This is a genomic window from Photobacterium aquimaris, from assembly GCF_002954455.1.
Lineage (GTDB): Bacteria > Pseudomonadota > Gammaproteobacteria > Enterobacterales > Vibrionaceae > Photobacterium > Photobacterium aquimaris.
Genome location: NZ_MSCC01000003.1, coordinates 64836 through 76727, shown reverse-complemented (window position 1 = coordinate 76727; position 11892 = coordinate 64836). Strand labels below are relative to the sequence as shown.

Sequence of the window (11892 nt, the reverse complement as noted above, 5' to 3'; positions counted from 1 at the left end):
TTCTTCAATAAGATAAACATTTAACTGCTCATTCGTTATCGTTGAAGTGGACGGCCATTCTAGCGAAATAACATAAAGTGTCAACCACTTTTTTAAATTTATTTCATCTGACTCATTATCCAATCGATTGAAGCATAACGCCTTATTTATAAGCCGCTCACTGTTTCGATAGAGCAGCAGTATAAAGACAACTGTCGTCATCGCAACTACTTTATGCAATTTATTAATAAAAACGGCTCGTTAGATCAAAAAGCAAACAAAGCGTTCAATAATACAATTATAGCGTTCTAAATTGCTGACTAAAATTAGACACTTTCTGCCAATCGGTATATTCCACTTCTTTACTAGTATCAGTTTCACCGCCAGTAAATTTCATTATGAGCTTAATCATAGTGCGATCAAAAAAGTTATACCGCGGATAACGCAATGCACCTGCAAATACAGCCATCATTTTCGGATGCCATGGTGATTTCAATAAAAACTTTTTCACATAAGCACTCGTTGCTGGCGTATCTTTGCCTTCTTTACGAGCGGTTAAGTTCACGCAAAAAAAAGCGACCTTTGTTTGCTCAAGATTTTCACGGTTACTATCAATAAATTGATAAAGCTTTTTGTTTAAATGCCCATAACGCACAGAAGCACCGATAAGTACGCGATCATATCCACTGAAATCAATTTTTGGCTTTAGATGAATATCAGCATAATCACATTGATACTGCTCTCCTAGGTTCTGCTCTATATGGTTAAGGATTTTAATCGTTTGTCCTTCACAACTAGAATGCAGTAATAATACCTTTTCCATGATCGCTCCTTTAATTACGCCAAAAGGTTGGTGTAAATAAAACTAATAATGTAAACACTTCTAAACGACCAAATAGCATAGCAATAATAAGAATCCATTTCGCTGAATCATTTACTTGACCAAAATGCACTGCCACTTCTCCTAAGCCTGGCCCTAAATTATTGAGCGTCGCAGCCACGGCAGAAAATGCAGTTAACTCATCAATACCTGTCGCAATCAGTGCCAGCATACACACTACAAATACCAGCGCATAAGCCGAGAAAAACCCCCACACGGCATCAACAACCCGTTGTGGTAATGCTTTATGGCCTAATTTAATGGTATACACCGCACGTGGATGCACCAATCGTTTTAACTCTCGCACCCCTTGTAATGAAAGTAACAACATTCGAATAACTTTCATGCCGCCCCCTGTTGAGCCAGCACAGCCACCTATAAAAGAGGAGAATAGTAATAGCACAGGTAAAAATAACGGCCAGTCTGAAAAACCGGTAGTGGTAAACCCTGCTGTGGTTGATATCGATACGGTTTGGAATAAGGCTTGATCAAAGGCATCAAAAGCACTGTCATAAGAATGATGCTTTAATAGCATTCCAAAACAAATCGCAAATAAAATAAATTGCACCACAAAAAACGCTCGAAATTCAGGATCTCGCCAATACGTTTTAAGATTTATATTGCCATTACCAAACGCGGCAAAGTGGAGTGAGAAATTACAAGCAGATATCAAAAGAAAACACACAGTGATTATATTAATCGTCGGACTATTAAAATAACCAATACTGGCATCGTGGGTTGAGAAACCACCAATCGCAATAGTTGAGAAGCTATGTGATATCGCATCAAAACCACTCATACCTGCCAGCCAAAACGCTAATGCACAAGCAATAGTTAACGCGAGATAGATGTACCACAATGTTTTAGCCGTTTCTGCTATGCGTGGTGTCATCTTACTATCTTTGACTGGCCCCGGCGTTTCAGCACGATAAAGCTGCATACCACCAATACCCAGTACAGGTAATATCGCAACAGCCAAAACAATGATTCCCATTCCACCAAACCATTGCAGTAACTGGCGGTAAAATAAAATCGCTTTAGGTAAGTGATCAAGTCCAACAATAACTGTTGCGCCCGTTGTCGTCAGCGCAGAAAATGATTCAAAAAAGGAGTCAGCAACCGACAAGTCAGGATTTTTAGATAGTAGAAAAGGCACCGCACCAGCACTGCCAATAACCCCCCAAAATAACACTACAATCAAAAAACCATCACGAGCTTTTAGTTCATGTTTTTGGTAACGATTAGGAAACCATAACGATGACCCTCCAGCTAACAATAAAAAGAATGTCACCATAAAAGGAAATCCTGCACCATCACGGTAGATCAATGCTACCAATGCAGGAATTAACATCGTGACGCTAAATAAAGCGAGCAATAGCCCAACAATACGAGTAATTGAACGAAACTGCATGGCCTTAATCGGCCCTCATTTTAAAATACATAATAAATAGTGGTTAATTCTCAGGTGTTGCTGTTGCGACAATCCGTCCACCACTGCGATTAATTAATTTGGTACTAAACTCGCTCACAATGCGACTATCAAGTGCTAAATGCATATTCACTTGTTGACCATAATCAGCTTGAAGTTGAGTCGCGTTATATTCCTCTAATAAGGCTTCAACTAATGAGATTTGATTATAATCACAACATAAATACAACTCACTGGTGATGATCTTTTGTTGTGTGGTCAGTAACGTTAATGCGCGTTGCACACCACCACCATAGGCCTTAACTAACCCACCAGTCCCTAAATGAATACCTCCGAAATAGCGCACAACTACTGCTGTTAGCTCACCGACACCGCTGCCAGTTAATTGCGCAAGTATTGGTTTACCTGCAGTGCCTGATGGCTCACCGTCATCACTAAACCCCCACAGCATTGAATCTGTTGGTCTACCGGCGACAAATCCCCAACAATGGTGATTGGCGGTGGCATGAGCTGCCTTTATTTCAGCAATAAACTGTTTTGCAGCATCAATTGAAGCGGTATGTGCCAAATAAGTTATAAAGTGGCTTTTCTTTATTTCTTCTTCAAAAGTAACAGCTTGCAGTGGGATTAAATAAGGCTCAGACGTTGACATAAAACAGTTCCCATCATCAAAAAAATAGTGGCAGGATAACATATCCCTATCACCACTAAAGTAATGTTCATTATTCATGCTGCTAACTCAATCATTGTATTAGAGATGATGCACCAGCCGACAATGTTAAACAAATGTTTAAATTAATTATTGAATTTGTGCCAATTGCGGTTCAGACTAAATATTAACCACTACAGGTCAAACCAGTTAAATCACACCTAATCCGTCATAGAATGGAATATATGGAGATAGAACATGATTTACCACGGTGAAACAGTCTCAGTTAATTATCTCGAAGATGGCATTGCTGAAGTTATTTTTGATGCGCCATCCCCGGTCAATAAATTTGATCTTGCTACTCTTGAAAGTTTTAATTTGGCACTTGATGCGCTCTATCAGCAACCTAAGCTCAATGGGGTAATATTACGCTCAACCAAAACCGCTTTTATCGTTGGAGCTGACATTACAGAGTTTTTAGGGTTATTCGCTCTACCTGCCGATCAACTTTCAAAGTGGCTTCATCACGCCAACACTATTTTTAATAAATTAGAAGACCTGCCAGTCCCAACCATTGCAGCCATTAATGGTTATGCCCTTGGTGGTGGTTGCGAATGTGTACTCGCCACGGATTTTAGAGTTGCGGATCATCAAGCTCGCATTGGACTACCAGAAACCAAACTTGGCATCATGCCCGGCTTTGGAGGCACAGTACGTTTACCACGTTTAATTGGTGCTGACAGTGCGATGGAAATAATTACTGCAGGCAAAGATAAAACCGCAGCAGCGGCATTAAAAATAGGCTTAATAGATGCCGTAGTAGCTACAGATATATTACCAACCGCAGCATTAGCAATGATCAAACAAGCGATTGCGGGTGATTTAGATTGGCAACAACGTCGCCATCAAAAACAAACGCCTTTACCGTTAAGTGCTACTGAAGCTTTAATGAGCTTTACAACGGCTAAAGCAATGGTGGCAAACATTGCCGGTAAACACTATCCAGCTCCAATGGCGGCGGTAACGGCCATAGAAACAGCAGCGAACTGCAACCGTGACCCCGCACTTGCGATTGAAAACAAACACTTTGTGACCCTCGCTAAAACCGATGTTGCTCAAGCATTGGTGGGTATTTTTCTCAATGACCAATACATTAAAAACCAAGCCAAACAAGCGATCAAAACAGCGCCAAGTACCCAACACGCAATGGTACTTGGCGCTGGCATTATGGGAGGGGGTATTGCTTATCAATCAGCCACTCATGATGTACCTGTAATAATGAAAGATATTACAACTGACGCGTTAACACTCGGTATGGAGCAAGCGGCGAAGTTACTCAATAAAAAGCTTACTCGTGGTCGTATCGATGGCTTACAGATGGCTGCAACCTTAGCCACCATCACACCAACATTGACTTATAGTGATAGCTGTCATGTTGATATCGTTATTGAAGCGGTGATTGAAAACCCAACCATAAAAGCAACGGTATTGGCAGAGGTTGAGCGGCAAGTTGATACTACCACTGTGCTAACTTCAAACACTTCAACCATTCCGATTAATTTACTGGCTCAATCATTGCAACGACCACAAAATTTTTGTGGGATGCACTTTTTTAACCCAGTCCACAAAATGCCCTTAGTTGAGATCATTCGAGGCCAACATACCACCAATGAAACTATTGATCGTGTAGTGGCTTACGCCGCTAAAATGGGAAAAACACCCATCGTAGTCAATGATTGTCCCGGATTTTTCGTCAATCGCGTTTTATTTCCTTATTTGGCTGCATTTAGTTTGTTGCTGCGTGATGGCGGTGATTATGCTCAAATTGATGCGATTATGGAGCAAGATTTTGGCTGGCCAATGGGGCCAGCTTATCTATTAGATGTGGTTGGTATTGATACCGCTCACCACGCTCAAAAGGTCATGGCACAAGGCTTTCCGCAACGGATGGCAAAAAACTATACTGATGCTGTTGATGTGCTATACCAACATCAACGTTTCGGCCAAAAAACCGGAGTAGGATTTTTTAATTACCGTACTGATAAAAAAGGCAAACCCAAAAAGATATTCGATCCACAAACCACAACATTACTCCAACCAATAGCGGCGACACCTACTGACTTTGATAGCACTGTTGTCATCGACCGCATGCTGATCCCGATGATTAATGAAGTGGTACGTTGCTTAGAAGAAAATATTATCGCCACCCCTGCTGAGGCGGATATGGCATTGGTTTACGGTTTAGGTTTCCCTCCTTTTAGAGGTGGAGTATTCCGTTACTTAGATCATATTGGTTTAGCCAACTATGTCGCGTTAGCCGATAGCTATCAATCACTCGGTGCGTTATATCAAGTACCCACAGGATTAAGAGCAAAAGCAGCTGCCGATGAATGCTACTACCCTGCAGCAACTGCGGTCACGATGGCCAACCATAAAGGAGTTTGATTATGAATAACGTTGTGATTGTTGACTGTATCCGTACTCCAATGGGGCGCTCAAAAGGTGGCGCATTTCGCCATGTTCGCGCTGAAGACTTATCTGCACATTTAATGCAGGGGTTACTAAGTCGTAACCCTCAATTAGATACGAACAATCTAGAAGATATTTATTGGGGCTGCGTGCAACAAACGTTAGAGCAAGGATTTAATATTGGCCGCAATGCAGCCTTACTCGCAGGCATTCCGAGTACTGTTGGCGCAACGACCGTAAATCGTCTTTGTGGATCATCTATGCAAGCGCTGCATGATGCCACTCGTGCAATTATGGTCGGTGATGCTCAAAGCTGTTTGGTTGGCGGTGTTGAACACATGGGCCATGTACCGATGAATCATGGGGTTGATTTTCACCCTCAACTGTCTAAAACCGTGGCTAAAGCAGCAGCCATGATGGGACTCACGGCCGAAATGCTTGCCAAAAAATACGCGATTAGTCGTGAGCTTCAGGATCAATTTGGCGCACGTTCTCATCAACGTGCTTATGCTGCCACAATTGAAGCTCGCTTTAATAATGAAATATTTGCAACAGAAGGCCATGACAGCGAGGGCATTTTAACAAAATATGTCACTGATGAAGTTATTCGGCCTGACACAACCGTCGCCGGATTAAGTCAGTTACGGCCTATCTTTGATCCTGTTAATGGCACCGTTACTGCGGGAACCTCGTCGGCGTTATCCGATGGTGCTGCTGCCATGCTGGTAATGGATGAACAACAAGCACGCAACTTAGAACTGCCGATTCGCGCGCGTATTAAAACCATGGCAATTGCAGGCTGCGAGCCATCACTGATGGGATTTGGTCCTGTGCCAGCCACTCAAAAAGCATTACAACGGGCAGGATTAAACCTCGATGATATTGGTGTTATCGAACTCAACGAAGCCTTTGCCGCTCAAACACTGCCTTGCATTAAAGCATTGGGGTTAATGGAGCAACTTGATGACAAAATCAATCTCAATGGCGGTGCGATTGCATTGGGCCACCCATTGGGCTGTTCAGGCGCTCGAATTTCAACAACGCTAATTAACCTTATGGAACAAAAACACGCTCAATTTGGTTTAGCCACTATGTGTATTGGCTTAGGACAAGGCATTGCGACTATCTTTGAGCGCATAGAATAATGATGCTCAACAATAGCTGAAGTAAGTGAATATTATTTCTAATTATAAATAGAATTACTGTTGGTGGCATAATGACTGATAAGACATGCAACTTACACATAGATACAATGAGTAAGTTTCATTTTCTTGATCAACATAAGCCGTCTACACTCAAGCTTATATTGATTGCTAATCATGATTTTTTTCCGGAGTATTGCAATGTTTAAAGCACTAGTACTAGAACAAGAAGATAAAAAAACACTAGCAACTATTCGCCAAGTGGCAACATCTGAATTGCCTGAAGGTGATGTATTAATTGATGTCGATTACTCTTCGTTAAACTACAAAGATGGCTTAGCAATTACCGGTAAAGGTCGTATTGTCCGTCAATTCCCAATGGTTCCAGGTGTTGATCTAACCGGTACTGTGGCTGAATCAAGTGATGATCGCTACCACGTTGGCGACAAAGTGGTACTTACTGGTTGGGGCGTTGGTGAAGGCCATTGGGGTGGCATGGCTGAAAAAGCACGTCTAAAAGCAGATTGGTTAGTACCATTACCAACCAATCTTGACAGTAAACAAGCAATGATGGTGGGTACTGCAGGTTTAACTGCGATGTTATGTGTGCAGGCAATTATCGATGCAGGCGTAACCCCTGATGATGGCGAAATTCTGGTAACTGGTGCAAGTGGCGGTGTTGGCTCAGTTGCGGTGACATTACTGGCACAGCTAGGTTATAAAGTTGCTGCAGTAACAGGCCGCGCTGAAACTAACGGTCCATTACTGAAGCAACTAGGCGCAACCTCTATTATTGATCGTAGTGTATTTGAAGAGCCTGCACGCCCACTTGATAAGCAATTATGGGCCGGCGCGATTGATACTGTCGGCAGCAAAGTATTAGCTAAAGTACTGAGCCAAATTAACTACAACGGTGCAGTTGCTATCTGTGGCCTTGCTGGCGGTTTTGATTTACCAACTACGGTAATGCCTTTCATTCTACGTAATGTACGTTTGCAAGGTATCGATTCAGTAATGTGCCCATTTGAAAAACGTCAACAAGCATGGCAACGTCTAACAGAATTACTGCCAGCAAGTTACTTTGAGCAAGCATGTCGTGAAGTATCGCTTGAACAAGTAGCAGAATGCGCTGAAGCAATCACTAATGGTCAAATCACAGGTCGTGTAGTGATCAAGCTATAATGATGACTCAATAACGTTATTCGTTAATAATCAAGGTCAGCCAAGTGCTGGCCTTTTTGTTAGCTAAAATTCCTTAACGTTACAATAAACCAATATCATGAACACGTGAGTTGATCAGTCGACCGCACTCTTCTTTTATAATATTACGCAACCATAATTGTGATGCTGAATGCTCACAACGCGCATGCCATAATAATGAATAATCAAATGGCTTAAACTCAAACGGTAATGGCTTCACAATTAACTGGTAACGTTCTGCTACCAAATAGGCTAAGTCTGCCGGGACGGTAATAATTAATGGCATTTGGTCAATGATCGCCAGTGCAGCTTCTAGATGATAAGCCCGCAATACCATTTTAGGGTGTGGATAACCACGCAATTGCTCATCAATTAATGCTTTTACCCCGTCACTTACCGCAATCATTGCGTGTGGATAAGACAAGTAATCCTGAAATGTAAGCGCTTTATTGGCCAGGGGATGATTTTTACTCACCAAACAAAATACGCTCACTTGCCCTAAAAGCTGATGGCATAAAGGTTCCATATCTGCGCTTGGACGACAAATTGCCATATCACAACCACCGGAAGTTAACTGTGACAACAAATTATCATGCTGTAACGGACTGAAATCGAGTGAAATATGCGGGGCCTCTTGATAAATACGCGGCAATGCAAACGGCAAAATAGTCTGTATTGCATAATCTGTGGTGGCAATTTTAAATGTTTGTTCGCAAGCTGCTGGCTCAAAATCACTTGGAGTCAGCAATATACGTAATGATTCTAGTGGTTCATTCAGTTGTTCATTTAATTCTAATGCGCGCTGAGTCGGTAGTAATGATTGTCCTTGACGAGTAAAGAGAGGATCCTCGAGCAAATCACGTAATCGTCCCAGTACTCGACTCATTGCTGATTGACTCAGGTTTAGCCTTATTGCGGCTTTACTGACGCTGCATTCTTCCAACAACACTTTTAACGCAACCAGCAAATTTAAGTCACGACGATAAACTTCTTCAAGCTCCATGTTTACATCTCTACTGCTGACAATTAATTCAATATGGCTCCAGTATGGCGGGATAGATAAAAAAATCCCGCCTTTTTAAAGCGGGAACGTTTAATCATCTGTAATATAAGCCAGTATTAAGGCTATTTTTTTTGTTGCTCTAATTGTGTTTTATTGGAAATCTCCACCCACAAACCAACAATCGCAGCCAGCAGGCCTCCCATCGAAAACAACCCTGTAGCATGGTGGCTCGTCAGCATAATGGTACTAAATGAAATAATGCACAACACAGCATAAATCATGATCCGATCAATTGATGTCAACATAATATCCCCCTAATCCATTAGAAAGAAAGTTAATAGCATGTTAATAACGTTACACAGTTTGTCTTGATTTGCCAAGCGTTATTGATTAATTCTTATCCATCAGTATGATCACAACGTCTCCAATAATACGTGTAAATTATGACTGCAATTTTTGAAAATCCGACCCATAGCCTCGATGCTCAAGGTCTTCGTTGTCCAGAACCAGTAATGATGGTCCGTAAAACTGTCAGAAAAATGGCTGCCAATGAGACCTTATTAGTCGTAGCTGATGATCCATCAACCACTCGTGATATTCCGAGTTTTTGTCGCTTTATGGATCACACCTTACTTGCCTCTGAAACAACAACCCAGCCCTATCGGTTTCTGATTCAAAAAGGCACGACTAATTAATAAACCATCAAGCAGCGTTTCATCGCGCTGCTTGGTTGTTATTGTTGATCGTGTTGTTGTTGGCGCAATTGCTCAAGTTGGTGGTGTAACTGCTGAATCTCTTTTTTAAGTGGTAACACATAACGCAAACGAACCCATGCATCGACAGATAAATAAGCGGTAATAATGGCACCAACTACCATTGGTAACCACATATCAGTCAGCATCATTCCGATAATATTCAATACTAATGCGATGTGAAATAACCAACATTGACTTTGGGGAGATATCGCTAAGAACCGTGTCATTCAGCCTCCTACGGCAACTTCACGTCACCTTATATATCGTGCATCACTTAGTAATATATAACTTTACCCTAGCACGAACCCCTACGGCTATCTGACACCAAAATCACAATTCTTAGCTTAATATCCGTCATTTTACGGCTGCATTCACATTCCCAAATTCAATCAAAGTTTCACATGAAACGCATGTAACTCCCTTAAAAAACAAAAAACCATGAGCCTAAACCCATGGTTTTATTGATCGTGACTCACCGAAATATTAACCCAATGGAGAAAGAATAATCTCTACACGACGGTTTTGTGCACGGCCTTGAGAAGTACTGTTAGTTGCAATAGGGCTATTTTCACCACGGCCTTGAGATACAACACGGTTTGCATTCACACCTTGACGAATAAGGTAGTTACCTACTTCACCAGCACGTACTTGTGATAGACGCAGGTTATAAGAAGCAGCACCTGAACTATCAGTAAAGCCTAATACATTAATCTGTGTTTTAGGGTATTGCTTAGCAACTAACGCTACGTTATGTAACGCTTCCATCGCACGGCCATTTAATGAAGATTGATCAACACCAAACGTAATTTCATTTGGCATATTTAAAATGATGTTGTTGCCATTACGTGTCACGCTGATGCCTGAAGATGCTAGCTGCTGACGTAGTTTCGCCTCTTGAACATCCATGTAGTAACCAATACCACCACCTAGTGCAGCACCAGATGCCGCACCAATAAGTGCACCTTTACCACGATCATGCTTACTTGAAGATGCCACACCAATTGCCGCACCCGCTAATGCACCAATAATTGAGCCACTAGTACCTTTTGCTGTTTGGCTTTCACCCGTATAAGGATTCACCGTTGAACAACCTGCAAGAGTCACAGCTGCAACAACAGAAATTACAGCTGCTCTCACCCACGTTTTTGACGCCATCACTTGATTTTGAGCCATTTGATTAAAATACCTATGTTATTGACATACATATTGCACATCGAATAAAGCTCAATGGATATTTATACCCACGAGCTATTTGTTAACGCTATTGTAGTCAACCATTGTATTTACGCCATCAAAATAATGTCAAATACCTTCTCTGCTCTCACCATTGATACAGTTATCTTCAGGAATTTTCTTTAATCTCTACTTAGATGAATAAAAAACACTCACTTCCCCTACTCGGCTATGGATAGGCAAGGTATACTGGATAATTACTCTATTTAATCCACTAATCTCGCGAAGCTGACAATGCAGAAATACGATATTAAAACCTTTCAGGGCATGATCCTCGCGCTGCAGGATTACTGGGGCCAACAAGGCTGTACTATTGTGCAACCTCTTGACATGGAAGTAGGCGCGGGCACCTCGCACCCAATGACATGTCTACGAGCTCTAGGTCCAGAACCAATTGCAGCAGCGTATGTACAACCATCTCGCCGTCCCACTGACGGTCGTTACGGTGAAAACCCTAACCGTCTTCAGCACTACTACCAGTTCCAAGTAATGCTTAAGCCGTCTCCAGATAATATTCAGGAACTTTACCTAGGCTCATTAGAAGTACTGGGTGTTGACACCAAAGTACATGATATCCGTTTTGTAGAAGACAACTGGGAAAACCCAACATTGGGTGCTTGGGGTCTTGGCTGGGAAGTTTGGCTTAACGGTATGGAAGTAACGCAGTTCACTTACTTCCAACAAGTTGGCGGCCTTGAGTGTAAACCTGTTACAGGTGAGATCACTTACGGTATTGAACGTCTAGCAATGTACATTCAAAACGTTGACTCAGTTTATGATTTAGTTTGGACCGATGGCCCACTAGGTAAAGTAACCTACGGTGACATCTTCCATCAAAACGAAGTTGAGCAATCAACTTACAACTTTGAACACGCTGATGTTGATTTCCTATTTACTTTCTTTGACCAGTGCGAGAAAGAATCACTGAAGCTATTAGCCCTTGAGCAACCACTGCCACTACCGGCTTACGAGCGTATTTTGAAAGCGGCACATGCTTTCAACCTACTTGATGCCCGTAAAGCAATCTCAGTGACAGAGCGTCAACGTTACATTCTACGTATTCGTAATGTAACCAAACAAGTCGCTGAAGCTTACTACGCATCACGTGAAGCACTAGGCTTCCCAATGTGTAAAAAAGATAAGTAAGGGATAG

General features: G+C 41.9%; 13 protein-coding genes. 5 read left to right on the top strand and 8 right to left on the bottom strand.

The genetic code is table 11. The features are described from left to right. The 4 genes from BTN98_RS20530 to BTN98_RS16525 all read right to left on the bottom strand — a co-directional run. A partial coding sequence (locus BTN98_RS20530; protein WP_205853519.1) for a hypothetical protein occupies window positions 1-201 on the bottom strand: 201 nt, incomplete at its 3' end. Between the two features lie 76 nt (window positions 202-277). Then, window positions 278-802, bottom strand: a complete 525-nt coding sequence (hemG, locus tag BTN98_RS16535; protein WP_060999213.1) for a menaquinone-dependent protoporphyrinogen IX dehydrogenase — start codon at window positions 800-802, stop codon at window positions 278-280. A 10-nt stretch (window positions 803-812) separates the two neighbouring features. Further along, window positions 813-2270 carry a TrkH family potassium uptake protein gene (locus BTN98_RS16530; RefSeq protein WP_060999216.1) on the bottom strand — a complete coding sequence of 486 codons (1458 nt, stop codon included), beginning with the start codon at window positions 2268-2270 and terminating at the stop codon, window positions 813-815. A gap of 43 nt (window positions 2271-2313) precedes the next feature. Next, entirely contained in the window at window positions 2314-2940 is a 627-nt protein-coding gene (locus BTN98_RS16525) for a YigZ family protein (RefSeq protein WP_060999218.1), read from the bottom strand. A gap of 255 nt (window positions 2941-3195) precedes the next feature. On the opposite strand from BTN98_RS16525, the gene fadB reads away from it, so the two are divergent. The 3 genes from fadB to acuI all read left to right on the top strand — a co-directional run bounded on the left by fadB (window position 3196) and on the right by acuI (window position 7730). Beyond that, window positions 3196-5382 (top strand): fatty acid oxidation complex subunit alpha FadB, encoded by a 2187-nt coding sequence (gene fadB / locus BTN98_RS16520; protein WP_060999220.1) that lies wholly within the window; start codon window positions 3196-3198, stop codon window positions 5380-5382. Window positions 5383-5384: 2 nt separating this feature from the next. Next, the gene (gene fadA / locus BTN98_RS16515; protein ID WP_060999221.1) at window positions 5385-6551 is read left to right on the top strand and encodes an acetyl-CoA C-acyltransferase FadA; all 1167 of its coding nucleotides are present in this window, start codon (window positions 5385-5387) and stop codon (window positions 6549-6551) included. A gap of 198 nt (window positions 6552-6749) precedes the next feature. Then, window positions 6750-7730 (top strand): acrylyl-CoA reductase (NADPH), encoded by a 981-nt coding sequence (acuI, locus tag BTN98_RS16510; protein ID WP_060999223.1) that lies wholly within the window; start codon window positions 6750-6752, stop codon window positions 7728-7730. A 79-nt stretch (window positions 7731-7809) separates the two neighbouring features. Here the strand turns inward: acuI and BTN98_RS16505 are convergent, their stop codons facing one another. Both BTN98_RS16505 and BTN98_RS16500 read right to left on the bottom strand, forming a co-directional pair. Continuing rightward, a complete protein-coding gene (locus tag BTN98_RS16505; RefSeq protein ID WP_060999225.1) occupies window positions 7810-8751 on the bottom strand; it encodes a LysR family transcriptional regulator in 942 nt (313 codons plus the stop codon). A gap of 122 nt (window positions 8752-8873) precedes the next feature. After that, window positions 8874-9056, bottom strand: a complete 183-nt coding sequence (locus BTN98_RS16500) for a hypothetical protein (protein WP_060999227.1) — start codon at window positions 9054-9056, stop codon at window positions 8874-8876. A 138-nt stretch (window positions 9057-9194) separates the two neighbouring features. Between BTN98_RS16500 and tusA the strand changes: the two genes are divergently transcribed. After that, window positions 9195-9446, top strand: a complete 252-nt coding sequence (tusA, locus tag BTN98_RS16495; RefSeq protein WP_060999229.1) for a sulfurtransferase TusA — start codon at window positions 9195-9197, stop codon at window positions 9444-9446. Between the two features lie 38 nt (window positions 9447-9484). Here tusA and BTN98_RS16490 read toward each other — a convergent pair whose 3' ends face one another. Continuing rightward, window positions 9485-9733: a hypothetical protein gene (locus BTN98_RS16490; protein ID WP_060999231.1), complete on the bottom strand. Its 249-nt coding sequence runs from the start codon at window positions 9731-9733 to the stop codon at window positions 9485-9487. A gap of 256 nt (window positions 9734-9989) precedes the next feature. Continuing rightward, the gene (locus tag BTN98_RS16485; RefSeq protein WP_060999233.1) at window positions 9990-10679 is read right to left on the bottom strand and encodes a YiaD family glycine zipper/OmpA-like lipoprotein; all 690 of its coding nucleotides are present in this window, start codon (window positions 10677-10679) and stop codon (window positions 9990-9992) included. Window positions 10680-10973: 294 nt separating this feature from the next. Between BTN98_RS16485 and glyQ the strand changes: the two genes are divergently transcribed. Further along, window positions 10974-11885 carry a glycine--tRNA ligase subunit alpha gene (gene glyQ, locus BTN98_RS16480; RefSeq protein WP_036789134.1) on the top strand — a complete coding sequence of 304 codons (912 nt, stop codon included), beginning with the start codon at window positions 10974-10976 and terminating at the stop codon, window positions 11883-11885. Window positions 11886-11892: the final 7 nt, after the last annotated feature.